Annotated in this window: 8 protein-coding genes, 1 tRNA gene and 2 pseudogenes; 2 read left to right on the forward strand and 9 right to left on the reverse strand. The window is 67.1% G+C overall.

All coding sequences use genetic code 11. The annotated features are described in order from the left end of the window. Positions 1–463 precede the first annotated feature (463 nt). Complete coding sequence (locus ACFVHO_RS12780) at positions 464–2,542, forward strand: AIPR family protein (RefSeq protein WP_385712902.1); 2,079 nt, start codon at positions 464–466, stop codon at positions 2,540–2,542. A gap of 335 nt (positions 2,543–2,877) precedes the next feature. Here ACFVHO_RS12780 and ACFVHO_RS12785 read toward each other — a convergent pair whose 3' ends face one another. The 4 genes and pseudogenes from ACFVHO_RS12785 to ACFVHO_RS12800 all read right to left on the reverse strand — a co-directional run bounded on the left by ACFVHO_RS12785 (position 2,878) and on the right by ACFVHO_RS12800 (position 6,880). After that, positions 2,878–5,661, reverse strand: coding sequence for an N-6 DNA methylase (locus ACFVHO_RS12785; RefSeq protein WP_385712981.1), 2,784 nt, complete (start codon positions 5,659–5,661; stop codon positions 2,878–2,880). 252 nt (positions 5,662–5,913) lie between these two features. Beyond that, positions 5,914–6,365, reverse strand: a pseudogene (locus tag ACFVHO_RS12790) (NUDIX domain-containing protein). Between the two features lie 37 nt (positions 6,366–6,402). Beyond that, positions 6,403–6,573: a hypothetical protein gene (locus ACFVHO_RS12795; RefSeq protein ID WP_385712904.1), complete on the reverse strand. Its 171-nt coding sequence runs from the start codon at positions 6,571–6,573 to the stop codon at positions 6,403–6,405. Positions 6,574–6,586: 13 nt separating this feature from the next. Next, the gene (locus tag ACFVHO_RS12800; RefSeq protein WP_385712905.1) at positions 6,587–6,880 is read right to left on the reverse strand and encodes a hypothetical protein; all 294 of its coding nucleotides are present in this window, start codon (positions 6,878–6,880) and stop codon (positions 6,587–6,589) included. Between the two features lie 408 nt (positions 6,881–7,288). Between ACFVHO_RS12800 and ACFVHO_RS12805 the strand changes: the two are divergent. After that, a pseudogene (locus ACFVHO_RS12805) lies at positions 7,289–7,817 on the forward strand (tyrosine-type recombinase/integrase); the annotation flags it as partial. A gap of 220 nt (positions 7,818–8,037) precedes the next feature. Here ACFVHO_RS12805 and ACFVHO_RS12810 read toward each other — a convergent pair. The 5 genes from ACFVHO_RS12810 to tmk all read right to left on the reverse strand — a co-directional run bounded on the left by ACFVHO_RS12810 (position 8,038) and on the right by tmk (position 17,908). Further along, positions 8,038–9,702, reverse strand: coding sequence for a hypothetical protein (locus ACFVHO_RS12810; RefSeq protein WP_385712907.1), 1,665 nt, complete (start codon positions 9,700–9,702; stop codon positions 8,038–8,040). A gap of 1,038 nt (positions 9,703–10,740) precedes the next feature. Further along, a tRNA-Thr gene (locus ACFVHO_RS12815) sits at positions 10,741–10,814 on the reverse strand. A 120-nt stretch (positions 10,815–10,934) separates the two neighbouring features. Next, positions 10,935–12,512 (reverse strand): alpha/beta hydrolase, encoded by a 1,578-nt coding sequence (locus tag ACFVHO_RS12820; RefSeq protein WP_385712909.1) that lies wholly within the window; start codon positions 12,510–12,512, stop codon positions 10,935–10,937. Positions 12,513–12,887: 375 nt separating this feature from the next. Then, the gene (locus tag ACFVHO_RS12825) at positions 12,888–14,093 is read right to left on the reverse strand and encodes a DNA polymerase III subunit delta' (protein ID WP_385712911.1); all 1,206 of its coding nucleotides are present in this window, start codon (positions 14,091–14,093) and stop codon (positions 12,888–12,890) included. Positions 14,094–14,485: 392 nt separating this feature from the next. Then, positions 14,486–17,908 (reverse strand): dTMP kinase, encoded by a 3,423-nt coding sequence (tmk, locus tag ACFVHO_RS12830; RefSeq protein ID WP_385712912.1) that lies wholly within the window; start codon positions 17,906–17,908, stop codon positions 14,486–14,488. Positions 17,909–17,976 lie beyond the last annotated feature (68 nt).

The following is a 17,976-nucleotide window of genomic DNA, read 5'->3' on the forward strand; positions in this document are numbered from 1 at the left end:
TCCCCTGAAGACCCATCCCCGGACCGTCCCCCACCCGGCCCCCCTACCGATCCCAGGTCCCCCGCCCCACCACCCCCCGGAAAACAAAAAGAGGCCCGGCTCAGACACTGTCTGAGCCGGACCCCAACGGAGCCGCCTTCGGGATTCGAACCCGAGACCTACGCATTACGAGGGCTTACAAGATCGTGACGGGTGGTCATCCGTGATCGTGCTCAATCCGGGTTTGCCCGTTCAGAGGCTTGCCGGGCTCGATGGCGTGATGCTCAGTCCAACGGGCCCCGTCCCGGCCGCTCACGCATCGCACTCAGCTGGAATACTTCCGACGGTCACCCCACCCACAGTCGCAGACCTGTGCGGCGCTTGACGTGGAGGCTCTCAGGCAAGCAACCTGAATCGCTGATGAGGTGTGGGCATCCCCCTCACCACCGTCCCAGCGCGGCCGCCAGCCGCCGACAGGAGCACAGTGACCGCTCTGCACGCCCAGCAGCTTGAACACGCCCTTGATGAGCAGTTCACTGACATCGTTGCTGTTGACGATCTATCCAAGTTTGAGCAGCGAATCCAGCGGAGCTCATTTCTCTCCCGTTCTCTGGCTGCCCTGGCGACCCGCGAGTTCACCGGCTATCCGCTGCAACGCTGCGCCGAGTTCGTCATCGACTCGTTCGGCGACCAGGGCATCGACGCCGTGGCGGTGGATCTCGCCTCAGAAGAGCCCCAGGTCTGGGTGGTGCAGGCGAAGTGGAGTAGTGACGGCACAGCCACCTTCTCTAAGGGCGCTGCCCTCGACCTAAAGAACGGTCTGGAACTTCTGATCGCCCGGGAGTACCAGTACTTCAACGCTAAGCTGACGCCGCTCATCCCAGATCTGGAACGGGCGCTCAGCAATCCGCGGGTACAGATCACCCTGCTGCCGGCCTGGGCAGGGACCCAGCCGATGGGGGCCGAAGCCAAGGAGGTTCTCGACCGGTTCTGCGCGGAGTACGAGGACTCGCTACGCCTGCGCACCCTGCGGCTGCCGGACTTCATCCGCATCCTGCGCTCCGGAATCGCCGAACCCCAGATCAAGCTGAAAGCATCGGCCTCAGCTGTCGATGTCAGTCCGATCAAGGATCCCATCCTGGCCTACCACGGCACGATCGGAGGCGCGGAGGTCGCGCGCTGGTACGAGGACAACCACCACCGGCTCTTCCAGCGGAACATCCGCAATCCGCTCGGTGTCACCGCGGTAAATCGCACCCTTGTGGAGACCCTTCGTAGAAGGCCCGAGTACTTCTGGTACTTCAACAACGGGATCACGGTGCTGTGCGACAAAGTGATCATGGGCCCTCGGGGGGACCTGGAAATGGAGGGAGCAAGCATCGTCAATGGTGCTCAGACGGTCGCCTCCGTCCACGAGGCGTACCAGCAAACCCCGGATGTCGTCACACGCGCACGGATCAGTGTCCGCATCATCTCCTTGACGGACTGCCCGGAGGGCTTCGACCACGACGTCACCCGAACAACCAACACCCAGAACAGGGTGGAGCCCCAGGACTTCATCGCCCTAGAGAAGGTGCAGCAGCAGCTCCGCGACGACTTTCTGCTTCGGTTGCGGAAAACCTACGTCCTGCGCCGCGGCGAGGAGCCACCACAGTCAAAGGACGACGGTTGCACTCTCAGGGAGGCCGCAACCGCACTCGCCTGCGCTCATGTCTCTCCGGAACTATCCTTCCAAGCCAATGTAGACATCGATCTTCTCTGGGATCCGAAGCAGCACCACCGGCTATTTCCGCTCCGCTATACCGACGCGGTGAAGACCTGGCGCACCATCCTGGTGCTGCGGGAGATCGAGCAGCAGATCGACGTGCAACGCCCGCAATGGGAGGGGCGCGCTGGCACACTCGCCGACCTTGGACGATTGCTCATCGCCCACGTGGCCTTCCAACGCCTGCCCCGAGGCTGGCAGGAGATTCCGGAATCCGATTGGCCGACGGTACCGGCATGCGTCGCCGAGCTCGTGGAAGCTGCCGTAGCCACGCTGATCCACTGGATCGACACGGGATACGGACCCAAGAGTCAGGTGAGCAGCATCTTCCGCAATGCTGAGCGATATTCGGACGTCGCTGGTTCGGCTCTGGCGACCTTGCAGGGGGGCAATCGACCTCCGCCCCTTTCATCGGAGTACCGTGCGTCCGAGCGTGAACGGCACGCACGGCAAGCCAACGCAGTTACCGTGATCTTCGAGAACAACGCGCTGGAGGAAGGGACGCTCGTCGAGTTCCGCCCAGTCCCGGGCCGCGAACAGCAGCAGCTCACCCCCTGGCTCACGGCGGACGCACGCCGGGCTCGTGCGACCTGGACCCGGCAACGCCGCAACTGCCTGGTATGGGCAGTGGACGGTGTCGCATACTCGCCGACCGGCCTAGCTCAGAAGATGCTCGTGGAGGCCGGTCACCAGAGCAGACCGCTTCAGGGCACGCGGCGCTGGTTCGTTCCGCAGCGCGGTTCCCTAGTGGACATCGCCGACCGGTTGCGCCAAGAAGCGGAAGAAGAGGATGAATGATCTTGTGGCTCAACCTCGCAAATCCTGCGGTCCGTTGAGGGGCTCACTGTGTCCCACGTTCGCGAACCGAACCAGAGGAATTGAAGCTCGCGATCCGTCAGGAGGTCGCGGTGCAGCGCGCTGGCGGTGATAACGAGGCAAAGAGGGACGGTCTCATCATCGGCCTCACTGCCCCTGGACATGCTTACGCGGCTGACTGTCATCGCGCTGCCTCGTGTGCCGGTGCCCCGCGGAACGAGCACGCGAGAGATGATCGGCCCCTGATGCTGAGCCGGGCCGACCACACCAGCATTCCGTGTGGCGGAGACACTGCCACACGGAATGCTCATTAGGCGTCAGGCCAGGCGCACGCCCTTGCTCCAGGTGCCAGTTTCCTGCAGCTTGGACCGAATCTGGTCCAGCCGCTTCACCACCGCGGCAATCTGCCGCTGCCTCTCGATGTCAGGCTTCCCTTCAGAATCAACCGGGACCTCGATAGTGAGTTGGGCCACACGCTTCGTGTACAGCTTCGCCTCATATACGTAGCCGCCCTGTGCAATCGTCTGCGCCATTGCAACCGCGAGGTACCCAAGATCGATATCGTGCTCTGGAGGCTCCGCGCCGTCGTCCCTCTCATCACCGGCAGGCTCCGAGGTCTCGTCATCGAGCTCGAGCTGACCGTCCGTTGGTGACTTCGGCCAGGGTTGCACGATGACTACATCGTCTGTCATGACACAGTTGGCCTCGCGATAGAACACCGTTCCAACAGCCGATGCCCCGGTGGCCATCACTGTGACGCATGGGTAGGGCTCCGGCTCAACTCCGCGCTCTGCCAGCCAGTCGCGGTCGATCATTCCCTTAATTGTTTCAGGGCGAGTGAATACCGAGTATACGGGAACATCACCTGGATTATCGCGCAGGTCTACATTTCTGATCCTAACCCCTGAGCGGACCTGAAATCGACTGGAATCCGAAAGTGCAAATTCCTTAACTTCACCATTCTGAAGCTGCGCGAGCTCATCTTTGGCTTGCCGAAGATCATCGATCAGTTCCTGCAGGGTCTCAGTAGCCAGATCGATGAATTCACCGCGCTCAATTGTGTCAGCGCGCTCGCCAAGCTCGATATGCTCCGCGTCCGTCCAATGACGGAATACATCCCACCGTTCGTCAGGATCAAAACAACTGGCCGGCACAATCTTTGCATATTTGCAGCCAGCATACTGCACCGGACGAACGACAGAATCGGCCGCCCCGTTGTTCATGTAGTGAACGAACAGATCCGCCAACGTGGCAAGATCGTTATCATCAGGGGTCGGGACCCGCTCGTAGTCAAGCGTTTCTCCGATGCTTCGTGCGATACCACAGAAGACTGGCGGACGGGACTGGTCCTTAACCCGGCGACGCTCCAGAGCAAGAATGTACGTCGGCTGGGCCGTATTAAAGAATGCGTTCCGAGGAAGCTGGATGCTCGCAAGGATGTTACATTCCCGCAGCAGCTCCTTCTTCATTCGCTGAGCGGTCCGATTTAGCAAACCCAGAGGGACGATAACAAACGCCCTGCCACCAGGCTTCAACGCACCAGAGATATATCGCAGGAATAGAGCCTCTACCCCAAGACCACCCGTGTCGTAATACTTTTCGAGATAGACGCCATTCTTTTTGCCAGTTACGTGCTCAATCTCCTTCCGATAAACGGCAGATCCTTGCGTCACGTACGGAGGGTTCGTGAGGATGACGTCAACTGAGCCACGCGGCGGATAAAGCAGCCCACCGAGCGTCTCGTTGTCATTCATCAGAATGAACGTGTTAACCAGGGCCTGGTTAAGGGCCTCCGGTGTAGTTTGTGGGTCGCGCACTGATTCAGCGAGGTGTAGCAACATATTGGCCTTCGCCAGTATGTTTGTTGAGGCATCGACATCCACACCGACCAGCTTGACCCGCTGGCGAGGCTGACCGTCGACGAACGTTACGTTCCCGGGGAGCGCATCAGAGAAGAGTAGCGGCTCCAGTAGAAAGCCGCCCACTCCCGCTGCAGGGTCCAACACCACCGATTCTTCAGGCAACGCATTTAGCATTGCCATTTTCACCATCGGCTTCACGACGTTTCGGGGCGTGAAGAATTGCCCGAGACGCTGCTGACGAGCAGAGCGCTTCAAGAATGTCTCGTACAGACGAAGCTTGAACTCTGGATCGATATTAGTTAGAGCGCCGAAATCCTGGAATTCATTCAGGATTTCACAGAACGTGCGATTGTATGATGAAATCGTGGTTGTGACTGATGAGCGCAGAAATGCGAACCCATTAATGATCGACGTGTACGAAGTAATCGTAGCGAGACCAAATACGTTCCGCACCTTGTCGTCATCGACCACAAGACGCTCCGCAAAGACCTGTTTGATGCGCGGACGAATACTGTTGACATAGTACTCGATCTGAGTGCACCCCTTACTTCGGGCGAACTCGTCCGGATCGGATAGCAAGACGTCGAATCGATAATCTGTGGGGAGTACCGAGAGCGGAAGATTGTCGGACAGGAATTTCAGCATGAAGAATTCAACGAAAGTGAGCAGACAATCCTTAGGCTCGGCTTTCGTCGTCTGCCAGATGATTTGCCACACCTTCTCGGAGAGTGGACGCGGGTCCCGCTCTACATCTGATTCCCCTCTATAGAGATCGGAAAGTACGGACGGTGTGAAATCTCGAACCTCCTGGATCTCTACGATCTTTCCTGATGCCGCCGAGGCGGCTGCATCGATATACCGAAAACGCTCGCCGTCCGTAGTGAGTGCCAGGCGAACACCCATCGCAAGCGCACCAACTACTGCTTGTTCTGCCGCAGCTAGTTCATCAGAGCTCTTTCGGAGGCGCGCCTTGTCTTTCCATTCGGCAACGGCGATAGGGACGAGCCTGCCAGCGATCCTGTGGAGATAGACGTTGTCGGGCTTGACAAGGCCAGCGCGCTTCGGGGCCTTGTAGCGCTCGCAGGGGAACGTAACGGCACTCGCTGGTGTGAAGTCCAAACCAGCTTTGGCGAGCCTCGTGACCGTAGTGGCGCCGAGCTCCAGGACTTCAAAGTCGCCGAACCGCTTGCCCCTGACCCCGTCAGGTGTCAGGTACCCCTGTTGGGCAAGCTCTTCCATGCTCACGGCAACCACCATCCGCCACGCCAACACCCTGCGCTACCACAGTGCTGGAAAGTTAATGAATCCGAACCGTCCAAACACTACTCACTAAGCTCTCGCAGTGTGGCCAATGGCCCAGTGACTGCTGCGACGTCCGTCAGGCGCGAGTCCACCACGTCGTGAGGGACGTACTCAGTCTTAACTCATGCGTGGCCACGTCAGGTTCGTCCGGTCGACCCAACTCTGCCCTGTTCGAGGGCCGCCATTGGTCTACTCAGCACTCGGCGCACTTCCATGCTCTAGGTAGGTCGTCGTGCCGTTGACGCAGGCTCCGATGCCAGCGGCGATCCGGCGAACAAGGCGCGGGATGGTGAGTTCCGGGAGCTACTGAGGGTCATGGAAGTCATGGCTGCGGAGCTCGTTAGCCTGCAGTGCGATGTGCTGGCGCTCGGCCTCGCCGAGATGGCCCCCATCGAAGAACTAGAGGACCTTGTCCCCTCTCCCGGGTTCGGCGCCCAGTCCACGACGAGCAGGCGGCCAGTCGCGGGTTTGATGCCGAGCTCCTCGTGGACTTCGCGCACACCGGCTTGCAGGGGTGATTCCCCGGTCTCGACGTACCCTCCGGGGATGTCGCGGTAGTCCTTGTCCGAGGGTTCGACGAGCAGGACCCGGTCAGCGTCGTCGAAGAACAGCGCGCCGGCTGCCATGCGCGGGTGGGCCATCTTCGCTTCGTGCTCGTTCTCACTCACGGTTTGGACTCTAGCTGTCGACGATACGGAATCTGCGGGCCAGGTCGGCCACGGGCTGCGACGGCCGCCCTCGGGTTCCGCGTATCCACCCGATGACCAGTTCCCTGCTCAGGTAGTAGTGGCGTACCTGCTCAGGGGCAGCCTGTTCGGCGTCCAGCAGGGTGGTCAGAGCTTCGTCCATTAGGTTCCAGGAGCTAGAGCGCTCGGGCGACTTCGAGGCTGTGCCGCACGCGCCGCTCTACGGGCAGGCCGCTGGTGTCGATTCGTGCTCCAAGGTCGGCGGCTATCTGGATGTCACCGAGCTCTCCGGCGGTGGTGACGCAGTGGATGGCCACGTTGGTCGGGCCGAAGGCCGTCCACACGTGGTTGGCATCGACGCCCAGCCGTTGTGCGGTTTCGTCAGCTTTCTGGAGGAAGGTGTGCGCGGTTGCTCGGTCCTCTGCTCGTGCGGCCGCCATTGCGCCAGCGAGAAAGAGCGCGCCGTACACGGAGAGGTGTTCATCGTCTGCGTTGGCAGCTCCGGCTGCATGACGACCGCCGCATCGTTCACCAGCTGGGTCGCCGCAGTGAAGCGCCCGGTAGCCAGCAGACGGTGCGTGACCGCTCGGAAGAGCGAGCCCGTCACTGCGCTCTGGCCTCTGTGTTGTGCGGCTGCCAGACCGCGGTCGGCGGCGATCCATGCCAGCTCCGACTCCCCGACCTTGCCCAGCACCATCGCCGCGCCTTGGTAAGTCAGGGCGAGTCGGGCGTGGGCCTCCTCCTTTTCATGTCCCGAGTACGCGCGGGATGCGGCGAGGGCATCGGCCAGTACGAGAGGAAGGCGCCACGTGGCGAAGCCGTAGCGCGATGCCTGGCAGGCGTCGAGGATCTCCTTCACATTGGCGCGGAGGTCCTGGAACCTCGACGCTCACTCCCTCACCGTCTCCTCCCAACTCGTGCAGGGCGGCTGGAAGGTCGAGTTATCCGATCCCAAGACCGACAGCGGGTACCGAGTGGTCGCGCTCGATGACGACACCGTCGACATTCTGAAGCGGCACCGCGAACGGCCAGATGCGGACCACGAGGAATGGGGCTTGGCCCTGGGCCGAGACCAGCCACGTCTTCACCCAGGAGGACGGCTCCTAGCTCCACCCCGGCAAGGTAACCGACGTCTTCGAGCGGCTCGTCGCAGTCTCCGGCCTCCTGCCGATCCGGCTGCACGACCTGCACCACGGCGCTACCGCTCTCATGCTGGCCGCCAGCATCGACATCAAGATCGTGTCGAACACCCTCAGGCACAGCGACACCCACATCACGCGGGACATCTACCAGGGCGTGCTGCCTGAGGTCGGCAAGAGCGCCGCCGAGGCCACCGCCAAGCTGGTCCCCTGCCAGCGCAAGGCCGAGGAAGAGCAGGCCACCCGAGAGGCCGCCAAGAAGGCGTAGAAGGCCCAGGTCGAGGGCAAGGAGAAGGCCAAGCGGAAGAAGCCCAAGAAGTAGGAAACCAATCCGCCACGCTCACCAATTGCCCACACGGCAGCTGGATGTACCGCTCCTGCAGGGGCAGCAGCGGACCCGCCGCTGAGCCCACGCGAGCAACCATCGGCCTATGCGCGGCACGAACCTGGAGCGGCACATCCACGGGACGCGCCGCCCCAGGTTTGGGTCAGCCCGAATCTCGCCCGAGTGACAGAACCATCTCCGGAAGCTCTCGCAAGTCAATCGAGATCTGCGTTAGCTGCACAACGAATGCGGCGGCCTGAGTCTCCGGCATCGGCCTGCCGATGCCGGCTGCACGGGCGTGAGCGCGTACCTCGTCCAGGAATTCGGGTACAAGCTTGACGCCTTCCTGCAGCCCGTCGATCGTCGCAGCGATCTCGCGGAGTAGTCGCGCAACAGCAGCGGTGTCGCTCTCCGGTGGCGGAGCCGTGGCGCCCGGATCAGCCTTGACCACGATACGGCCTCGGACAGCTGCGGCCTTCGGGAAGACCTCGTTGAACCAATCGCGGTTCGCCTCTCCCTCGGCGGTATCACCCTCCGAGTCGATTCGGCGTGGCTGGTCGCGCCCCTCGTCCATGGTCGCGGCGATCTCTCGGAGCAAGCCCAGGGCACGAATGCGGTCAGCCCGCATCGCCTTCAGCGCGTTGGCGGTTCCCCGTCGAATCCTCAGCGCAACCTCCTCGCCATCCTCGTCCTCGCTTGCCGCGGCGTGGACACGCTGGGCACCCATGGATCCTCGGTCTGCTTCGACAATGTCGAACGCGGCCAGCCAGTTGGGCGCGCGGTACAGGAGCAGTTCGTCGAACGCCACCACATCGCTCTCGGCATCATCCAGAAGCTGCGTCAGTGTGCGCTCGGAAAGCGTGATGCCTTCCCTGGCTGTCTTGACGTCGAGCACGTCTGCGACACGCGGGTTCCACGGAGTCGAGAAGCTGACCGAGGTGAGGGCCGACCACGCGCGCAGCCGCTGATTCACGTGCTCGCGACTCAGTTGCGAGGGCGCGGGTTCGCTGAGTGCGGCTCGAATAGCCCTGCGTCGGGCGGTCTCGTTCTCTGTCGGGAAGAACTCCGTGAGCAGACGCATCGACCGAATGTCGCGCTGAACAGAAATGGGCGCATCCACGGGCATCCCAGGGAGCTCGCTGAGAGGCAGGTCGCCCGTCAGGACATCTGCGGTGGCTGAGTCGAGGATGCTCTCATTGACGTACGCGCCGATGATCGTGCGCCCCAGCGCCCGCGCCCGGTCATTGGGCTTGAACTGAAGAGGCGGATGAACGTGATCGCGGCGATTGCTGGTCTGCACAATCTGGTAAAGCCGTTTCGGCGTCGGACTGCCAATCACTAGGTCGGCATCCACTACGGCCACCATGCGAGCACGGAAGGCACGCGCACTCACGTCATCGTCAGCGACGGCCCGACGATACTCCTCGTTGAATCGCTCGGAGATCCTCTTCGACCAGAACGACGGATTAACCGACACGTCGTGTCCGCCCACGCCGAGCTTCTCCATCGGAACACCCGTCAGCACCTCCGCTGACGTCAGCCCGAAGAGGCTCTGTCTTGCCATGGTCCGGTTGTTGCCACGTACCGCAGCCCACCCCCAGAAGTCCTGCTTAGGTTCTCCGGACTCGCTCATTCCCTCCTGCGCAGTGACGACAGCCTGCTGAGCCACGTAAAGGCACGGCTCGATCTGTCCGTTGAGCGCAAGGTCCTCTTGCAGATCGTAGGGACGGTCCCCGTCCCGGGTACCGAGCTCGTTGGCGGCTCGCTCCACCACAGCAATGAGGTCAGCCCGATTGACGACCTCGGTGCGCAGAGCAGCAAAGGCCATCTCGTCACCCTGGGCGGAGTGAACGGTCCAAGCCCGGAGAGGCGGGAGAGCGCGAACAGGACCACTGATGGGATTGGCAGGCGACTGCCAGGCAGTGCTCTGGCGCTCGTTCCGCTCCCAGACCATGCCGGCGTACCCAACCAAGGGGACGGTCAGGACGACCATGCTCCCGGCGTTGGTAGAGATCGAACGCACTCGTTCGGGACGCAGTCGGGCCGGGGTGTCGTGTGAGGCGCGAGTAATGAGGTCCTTCGGGCGGCTAACGAACGGAGCGATAGCCGCCACTGCTGGCCGGGGCACATTGGCCCCTGGGGTTGCAAGAACTGCGTCCGTGAACTTCTCTTGCCACTCCTGAGTCGGCGGTGGCGGGAAGTAGGTTTCGTCGCTCGGTGCCATCAAGGCTGTGAGCCTTCCGGGAATGGCGGCACAACGCGTGCGCACGTAGCACGTCGCGATCACGGGCCAGGCCGCTGTCAACCAGCGATCCCTTCGACCACTGGGAAGTGGGCCCCGACCGGAAGGTCTGGTGCCGCCAGGCCGATCACAATCCGCCTGATCGGCGGCACTTGCCTACCTGGACGCCCTCTGTGCTGATGCCCCGCACGGTCTTTTCCCTGCCCGTCCGACGGCGGCGTGGGGTACGGCGACGGCCCTCCTGAGACTTCCGGCATGGGCCTTGCGGGCGCACGCCAGCAACGGACGCGCTCCGCGAACTGTTGTAGCACTATGTGTTGTTCGATGTGCGGCGAATCCGCCAAGTGAAGGTCGTCTCTGACACTCCCTCGCACAGCGACGCCCAGATCAGGCGCGACATCTACCAGAGCGCCATCCTCCCCCACACACCGGCACGAACGCCACCGGAGCTACCGCCAAACTGGCCCTCTTGCAGCACAAAGCCGAGAAAGAAGAGGGCGCGAAACCCCTCCGCTCACGCATCGCTCACGCAAGCCGTTCCTATGGCGTTCCCATCCTGCGACACACGCTCCCCGAGCAACACGAAACCCCAGGTCACAGACTATGTGACCTGGGGTTTGACGGAGCCGCCTTCGGGATTCGAACCCGAGACCTACGCATTACGAGTGCGTTGCTCTGGCCATCTGAGCTAAGGCGGCGCGCTGCCCGCACCTATGGTGCGATCAGCAACGACGCCAAGTCTACACAGTTTCCGAGGGTGCTCCGTACACCCCTGCGAGGCGGGGGTCGGGAGGGTGATTCGGGGCGCTGAGCTGGGGTTATGTGCAGCGCTTGTCCTTCTGGGGGGCGCGGCCCGTCAGGAGGTAGGCGTTGATCGTCTCGTCGACGCAGCGGCTGCCCCGGCCGTACGCGGTGTGGCCGTCGCCCTCGTAGGTGAGGAGGCGGGCCGAGGTGAGCTGGGAGGCGAGGGCCTTGGCCCAGCGGTAGGGGGTGGCGGGGTCGCGGGTGGTGCCGACGACGATGATCGGGTCGGCGCCCTCGGCCTCGATGCGCTGGGGCTTGCCCGTGGCCTTTGTGGGCCAGTACGTGCAGTTCAGGGCCGACCAGGCGAGGCCCTCGCCGAAGACCGGGGAGGCCTTCTCGAAGTCGGGGAGCGCCTTGCGCACGTCGTCGGGCGAGGTGAAGGACGGCGGCAGGTCGAGGCAGTTCACGGCGGTGTTGGCGTACATGAGGTTGGAGTACGAGCCGTCGCCGTCACGCTCGTAGTAGCTGTCGGAGAGGGCCAGGAGCATCGAGCCGTCCTTGTCCTTCATGGCCGCGGCGAGCGCGTCGCGCAGCTGCGGCCAGGACGTCTCGTCGTACATCGCCGCGATCACGCCGGTCGTGGCCAGCGCCTCGCCGAGCTTGCGGCCGTCGGCCGGGCCCGTGTCGCCCACGGGGAGCGGGGCGCGGTCCAGGTCCGTGAAGAAGCCCTTCAGGCGCTTGCCGGCGTCCGCGGCGTTCTTGGTGCCGAGCGGGCAGTCCGGCTGCCGCACGCAGTCCTTCGCGAACGACTGGAACGCCGTCTCGAAGCCCGCCGTCTGGTCGCGGTTCATCCGGCGCGCGGGCAGCGAGGGGTCCATGGCGCCGTCGAGGACCAGGCGGCCGACGCGGTCGGGGAAGAGGCCCGCGTACGTCGCCCCGAGGAAGGTGCCGTACGAGGCGCCCACGTACGTCAGCTTCTTGTCGCCGAGCGCCGCGCGCAGGATGTCCATGTCACGGGCCGTCTCCACGGTGGAGACGTGCCCGAGCAGCTTCCCCGAGCGCTTCTTGCAGCCCGCCGCGAACTTCTTGTACGACGCGGCAAGGCGGCCGGTCTCGCGGCGGTCGTCGGGCGTGGTGTCCGTCTGCGTGTACGCGCTCATCTCGCGGTCGTCCAGGCAGGTCACCGGCTCGCTGCGGGCGACGCCGCGCGGGTCGACCGCCACCATGTCGTACCGGGCGCGGACCTTCTCCGGGTAGCCGAGGGCCGCGTACGACTGGAGGTATCCGACGGCCGAGCCGCCCGGTCCGCCCGGGTTCACGAGCAGCGAGCCGAGGCGGCCGCCCTTGCCCGCCGCTCCCCCCGTCGCCCGCTTGCGCGACACCGCCAGCTTCACGTCGCCCGCGTCCGGCTTGTCGTAGTCCAGGGGCGCCTTCATCGTCGCGCACTGGAACCCGGGCACCCCGCAGTCGCGCCAGCGCAGCTTCTGGGCGTAGTACGACGCGAGCTCCTTCGGCGTGGCGCGGGGCAGCTCGTCCATGACCACGTCCGTCGACGAACTCGTCGACGAGCAGCCGGAGATGAGCAGGCCGACGGCCAGGAAGGCCAGACAGCCGCGGCGGAGGCGGCGGGCTCGGGGAGGGGAGGTTTCCATCTCGCGAGACTAACTCTATGGAGTTGTCAGATCACTTTACGTGCCCGTTCGGGTGATGCGGTCAACTGGCTGTTGCTGGCGTCCCTCGGGGCCGGTGGTGGTTGCCTTCGGTGGTCGGTGCGGGGGCGCCTTCGGCGGTCGGTACCGGGGGGGTGGTTTCCGTGGTCGGCACGTGGTCGCCTTCCACGATCGGCACGTGGTCGCCTTCCACGGCCGGTGCGGGGGCGGCTTCCGCGGTCGGTGCACGGTCGCCGTCCACGATCGGCGCCCAGTCGCCTTCCACCGTTGGCGCGCGGCCGCCTCTCGCGCTCGGTGCGACCTCGCCGGGCCCTCGCCCCGCGCGCGGCGGCCCCTCGGCCTGCCCTCGGCCTGCCCTCAGCCCGCCCGCAGCGCCACCGTCATCGCCTCCACCGCGAGCAGCGGCGCCACGTTCCGGTCCAGCGCCGTGCGGCACGCGCCGATCGCCTCTATGCGGCGCAGCGTCGACTCGGGCGACGTGTCCCGTGCCATGCGCTCCAGCATGTCCTGCACCTCGGTGTTGGCGAGCGGGACACGGGAGCCCAACTGGAGGGCCAGGACGTCTCGGTAGACACCGGTGAGGTCGATGAGGGCGAGGTCGAGGCTGTCGCGCTGCGTGCGGGTCTTGCGGCGCTTCTGCTTGTCCTCCAGCTCCTTCATCACGCCCGCCGTGCCGCGCGGCATCCTGCCGCCCTGGGCAGCGCCGAGCGCCGCCTTCATGTCCTCGGTCTCCTTGGCGTCGACGTCCTCGGCGACCTGCTTGGCCTCCTCCGCCGCCGTGTCGATCAGCTCCTGCGCGGCCTTCAGGCAGCCGCCGATCTCCCCGACGCGCAGGGGCAGTTTGAGGACGGCGGCCCGGCGTTCCCGCGCGCGCTCGTCGGTCGCGAGGCGGCGGGCGCGGCCGATGTGCCCCTGGGTGGCGCGGGCGGCGGCCGCGGCGGCGGTCGGGTCGATGCCGTCGCGGCGGACCAGCATGTCGGCGACGGCGGCCACCGAGGGCGTACGCAGGGTCAGGTGGCGGCAGCGGGAGCGGATGGTGGGCAGCACGTCCTCGAGCGAGGGGGCGCAGAGGAGCCAGACCGTGCGGGGGGCGGGTTCCTCCACTGCCTTCAGGAGGACGTTGCCCGCGCCTTCCGTGAGGCGGTCCGCGTCCTCCAGGACGATGACCTGCCAGCGGCCTCCCGCCGGGGAGAGCTGGGCGCGGCGGACCAGGTCGCGGGTCTCCTTGACGCCGATCGACAGCAGGTCGGTGCGGACGACCTCCACGTCGGCGTGCGTACCGATCAGGCTCGTGTGGCAGCCGTCGCAGAAGCCGCAGCCGGGCTCGCCGCCCAGCGCGCGGTCGGGGCTCACGCACTGCAGGGCGGCGGCGAAGGCACGGGCGGCGTCGGCCCGGCCGGAGCCGGGCGGGCCCGTGAACAGCCAGGCGTGCGTCATCTTCGACGACTCGGGCAGCGGGGTGTCGGCCGCGACGGCGGTGACGAGCGCGTCGGCGTCACGGGCGGCGGCACCGAGCTGCCCGCTCACCTTCTCCTGGCCCACCAGGTCGTCCCACACCGGCATGGGTCACCGCCTCCGCCCTACCGACGCACACCATCCCTCGGCGTACGTCCCATTTCGCACTGTCGGACTCATTGTGGGGCACCCCACTGACAACCCGGCCCACGGCGGCCCTGACCTGGTCCGATGCCTGGCCGAGCATGGACGACCGCCACCCGCCCCTGCACGGACGGCTCCCGCCCGGCGAAGTAGTTTTCAGCCCGTCCGGCGTTTGAGGACGAGGCGCGAAGCGCCGATCCGGCGGAGGCCCGTCCCACCCGAAGGGGACACCCGCCCCCGGGGTCCAGGGGCGCAGCCCCCCACGCGGCGGAGCCGCAAATCGACACAGCCGGGAAGGGGCGGGACTGGGGCGCCCCGCGAGGGCTCAGCCCCGGTCCGCCCGAACGCCCAGCACCTCAGCGCCCCCGCCGCCGCCCCTCATCCGCATCGTCGTCCTCATGCGACCCGAGCAACTCGTCCGCCAGCGACGGCAGGTCGTCCAGCGGCGTCTCCTCAGCCCAGTCGGAGCGCGGGCGCCGTCGCGGCGTACCGTCCTCGTCGACCTGCGGCAGCTCCCGCGTACGGTCGTTGGGACCCCGCAGCGCCTCGCCCGACCGGTCCCCACCGGACTGGCCGTCGCCGGGCCGCTCGTCGCGGAAGTAGCCCGGCGGCACCTTGTCCGCCACGGTCTCCGCGCGCCCGCCCCGCGCCGCGGGCTCACTGCCCACCGCCGGGAGGACCGCCGTCTCGTCGGCCGCACCCGGCACGGTCGCCTTCGGCAGCTCGGCGGTCACGTCGGACTCGCCGGACGCGCTGGGCGCACCCCCGCCGGACCGGCCCGCGCCGGACTGCCCAGTCCCCGCGCCCCCGGCCTCCGGAACCTGCGGCAGCACAGCCGTCTGATCGGCGGCACCCGGGACCTGCGGCAGCACAGTCGTCTCGTCGGCGGCACCCGGAACCTGCGGCTTCACCACGGGCGTGGGCACGGTCGTCTCGTTGTCGGGCGTCTCACCGGGCGAGTCGGGCGAACCCGGCGCCTTGCCGACCGGGCCGGCGGACTTGCCCGCGGAGCCAGTCGAGTCGGCGGACTTGCCCGCAGGACCGGACGACTTCTGAGCCGGCTTGTCGAGCGAGGCCTTCCCCGAACCCGCAGCGCCGGCGCCCCACGCGGACCCCGCAGACCCCGCGCCCCGCGCAGACCCCGCAGCCCCGGCGCCCCCGCCGGACTCCGCGGCGCCCGCAGCCGCCTCAGCCAACAGCCGGGCCTCCTCGGCCCGTCGCAGCGCCTCCTCGGCCTTGCGCTGCTTCTCCAGGCGGCGGGCCTCGGCCTCCGCGTGCAGGCGGGCCTGTTCCTCGGCCGCGCGGCGGCGGCGTTCCTCCTCGGCGGCGCGGGCCTTCTCCTCGGCCTCGCGCCTGGCCTCCTCGGCGAGGACCCGGGCACGCTCCTCCTCGGCCTTGCGGCGGGCCTCCTCGGCGCGCAGCCGGGCCTCCTCGGCCTGGCGCTCGGCCTCGCGGCGCTGGGCCTCCTCCAGCTCGCGCCGCTTGCGCTCTTCCTCCTCCGCGCGGAGCTTGGCGAGCTGTTCCTGGCGCTCGCGCTCCAGGCGCTCCTCCTCGGCCTTGCGCGCGGCCTCTTCCTCGGCGCGCCGCCGCGCCTCCTCCTCGGCCTTGCGGCGGGCCTCTTCCTGGGCCTTCACCTCGGCTTCGGAGAGGGGCAGTACGACATCGAGGCGGTGCCGGATCACGGTGGTGACGGCCTCCGGCTCCTGGGCCGCGTCGACGACCAGGTACCGGCCGGGGTCGGCGGCGGCCAGGGTGAGGAAACCGGAGCGCACGCGCGCGTGGAACTCGGCGGGCTCGGACTCCAGGCGGTCGGGGGCCTCCGTGAAGCGCTCGCGGGCCGCTTCGGGGGCCACGTCGAGCAGGACGGTGAGGTGCGGCACCAGGCCGCCGGTGGCCCACCGGTTGATGCGGGCGACCTCGGTCGGCGACAGGTCGCGTCCTGCGCCCTGGTAGGCGACGGACGAGTCGATGTACCGGTCGGAGATCACCACGGCCCCGCGCGCGAGGGCGGGTCGTACGACGGTGTCGACGTGCTCCGCGCGGTCGGCGGCGTACAGCAGCGCCTCCGCGCGGTGGGAGAGACCGGCCGACGACACGTCGAGCAGGATCGACCGCAGCCGCTTGCCGACCGGCGTGGCGCCCGGCTCGCGTGTGACGACGACTTCGTGGCCCTTGGCGCGGATCCACTCGGCGAGCGCCTCGGCCTGCGTGGACTTGCCCGCGCCGTCGCCGCCCTCCAGGGCGATGAAGAACCCGGAGTCGGCGGGCGCCTGCACCGGGTCGTCGCCGCCGCGCAGCGCGTCCCGAAGGTCGTGGCGGAGCGGCACGCCCTGCCGGTCGTCGGCCTTGGCGAGCACCAGCGCGGCCACGGGCAGCAGCAGCGCGCCGACCAGCATCAGCGTGAAGGAGGCGCCGCCGTGGTCGAAGACGAACTTGCCGTTGACCATCCGGTGCGGCCCGATGACGGCCGCGAGCAGCGGCGCCACGAGCGCGGCGAGCGCCACGAAGAGGCGTACGACGGCCTGGAGGTGCTCGGTGGTGCGCGCCCTGCGGTAGTCCTCGACCTCCTGGTCGAGGAGCGCGTGCCCGAGGTTCGCGGCGACACCGGCGGCGAGGCCCGCGAGCGCCAGGATCAGCAGGACCGTCGTCACGTCGGGGACGAGTCCGGCGGCGAGCAGGGCGACGCCGGTGACGGTGATCGCGAGCGCGAGCAGACGGCGGCGCGACAGGGACGGCAGCAGCGCGGGCGCGGTGCGGATGCCCGCGACCGTGCCGCCGGTCAGCGCGAAGACGAACAGGCCGTACGTGACGGGCCCGCCCTGGAGGTCCTTGGCGTGCAGCACGGCGACCGCGACGGCCGCGGCGATCGCCCCGGCGACGGCGGTGCAGGCGGCCACGAGGAGCGGGATCGCGCCGGTGCGGCCCTTGTCGGTGCCGCTGCCCGTACGCGGCCTGCGCAGGCCCTCCAGGGGGCTGCGGGCGCGGGGCGTGTGCGTACCGGGGAGCTGGATGGCGTACACGATCGACAGGGACGCGGCGAACAGTCCGGCCGCGAGGAACGAGCCGAGGCCCGCCTGGTGCTGCTCGAACCAGTCGACTCCGGCGCCGAGCAGGATGCCGACGAGGCTGACGGCGACGAGGGCGACGGCCGCGAGCGGCAGCGCCACGAATCCCGTACGCAGCGACAGGCGTCGCAGGGCGTCCATGTGGTCGGGCAGGGGGCGCACCGTGGCGCCCTCCAGGGGCGGTCCCGGCAGGAGCGCGGGCGCGGCGCTCTCGCGGGCGACCGTCCAGAAGCGTTCGGCGACACCGGCCACGAAGGCGGTGACGAGCAGCATCGCGAGCGCGTTGTCCGGCGTCCAGTCGATCCACAGGGGCGCGCAGATCAGCAGCGCGGCCCGGACGCCGTCGGCGCCGACCATGGTCCAGCGGCGGTCGAGCGGGCCGTCGGGCGACGTCAGGGACGTCAGCGGGCCGAGCAGGACCGCTCCGAAGAGGAGGGCCGCGAGAACGCGCGCTCCGAAGACGGCGGTCACCGCGATGGCGACGCCTCTGTAGCCGTCGCCGAACGCCCCCTCGGTGATGGCCGCTTGGAGGGCGAGCATGACCAGGACGAGCAGCGCGAGCGCGTCACCGACGCTGCCGACGAGGTGCGCGCTCCACAACCGCTTCAGCTGCGGTACGCGCAGCAGGGCGCGCACCGCACGCTCGCGGGAGTCCGCGAGCAGGGCGTCATCGGGGGCCGTGGTCATGGCGGGTGGCTGTTCGGCACGCGTCATCCGTCCAGCCTATCTGGACGCCGAGCCTCCTCGTGGGGCCCGCCCGAACACACGGACCCCCACGCGTC

Origin of the sequence: Streptomyces sp. NPDC127108, from assembly GCF_042677545.1 — a bacterium.
Taxonomy (GTDB): Bacteria; Actinomycetota; Actinomycetes; order Streptomycetales; family Streptomycetaceae; genus Streptomyces.

Coding starts and splice junctions, on each gene's coding strand:
- ACFVHO_RS12785 (WP_385712981.1), bottom strand. CDS start 5,661: ATGGAAGAGCTTGCCCAACAGGGGTACCTGACACCTGACGGGGTCAGG.
- ACFVHO_RS12795 (WP_385712904.1), bottom strand. CDS start 6,573: ATGGACGAAGCTCTGACCACCCTGCTGGACGCCGAACAGGCTGCCCCT.
- ACFVHO_RS12810 (WP_385712907.1), bottom strand. CDS start 9,702: ATGGCCTTTGCTGCTCTGCGCACCGAGGTCGTCAATCGGGCTGACCTC.
- ACFVHO_RS12820 (WP_385712909.1), bottom strand. CDS start 12,512: ATGGAAACCTCCCCTCCCCGAGCCCGCCGCCTCCGCCGCGGCTGTCTG.
- ACFVHO_RS12825 (WP_385712911.1), bottom strand. CDS start 14,093: ATGCCGGTGTGGGACGACCTGGTGGGCCAGGAGAAGGTGAGCGGGCAG.
- tmk (WP_385712912.1), bottom strand. CDS start 17,908: ATGACGCGTGCCGAACAGCCACCCGCCATGACCACGGCCCCCGATGAC.